The 1,010-nt window shown below is 72.1% G+C and carries 1 protein-coding gene; it reads right to left on the reverse strand.

Translation table 11 applies throughout. From position 1 onward, the window contains the following. A partial coding sequence (locus AC13HU_RS37615; RefSeq protein WP_483046497.1) for an aspartate carbamoyltransferase catalytic subunit occupies positions 1-959 on the reverse strand: 959 nt, incomplete at its 3' end. Positions 960-1,010: the final 51 nt, after the last annotated feature.

Genomic DNA, 1,010 nt, shown 5'->3' on the forward strand with positions numbered 1-1,010 from the left:
CTGTCGGTACGGGCCGGGGCGATCGCCGGCTCGGAGCCGCCGAGCAGCAGGTACAGCACGGCCATTCGCGTGCTGACGCCGTTGGCGACCTGCTCGACGGCGGTGCAGCGGGGCGAGTCGGCGACCTCGGCGGTGATCTCCATGCCGCGGTTCATCGGGCCGGGGTGCATCACGATGGCGTGCTCGGGCAGGGCCGCCATCCGCAGCCCGTCCAGGCCGTAGCGGCGGGCGTACTCGCGCTCGGTGGGGAAGAACGCGGCGTTCATCCGCTCGCGCTGCACCCGCAGCATCATCACCGCGTCGGACTTGGTGAGCACCGAGTCCAGGTCGTAGGAGACCCGGCAGGGCCATGTCTCGACGCCGATCGGCAGCAGCGTCGGCGGGGCGACGAGGGTGACCTCGGCGCCCAGGGTGGTGAGCAGCAGCACGTTGGAGCGGGCCACCCGGCTGTGCAGCACGTCGCCGACGATGGTGATCCGTCGGCCGTCGAGGTCGCGGCCGGCGCCCGACAGGTGGCGGCGCATGGTCAGCGCGTCGAGCAGCGCCTGGGTGGGGTGTTCGTGGGTGCCGTCGCCCGCGTTGACCACCGACGCGTTGATCCAGTCGGAGGTCGCCAGCCGGTGCGGGGCGCCCGAGGAGTGGTGACGGATGACGACCGCGTCGGCGCCCATCGCCTCCAGCGTGAGCGCGGTGTCCTTCAGGGACTCGCCCTTGGAGACCGAGGAGCCCTTGGCGGAGAAGTTGATGACGTCGGCGGACAGCCGCTTGGCGGCGGCCTCGAAGGAGATGCGGGTGCGGGTCGAGTCCTCGAAGAAGAGGTTCACGACGGTGCGGCCGCGCAGGGTGGGCAGCTTCTTGATCGGCCGGTCGGCGACGCGGGCCATCTCCTCGGCGGTGTCCAGTACGAGGATGGCGTCGTCGCGGGTGAGGTCGGCGGCCGAGATCAGGTGGCGTTTCATGCGGACAGACTCCGGGGGCTGGGCGGCCGGGCCGGGCGGGTGCGGTGGGAG

This window comes from Streptomyces sp. NH27 (assembly GCF_056859195.1).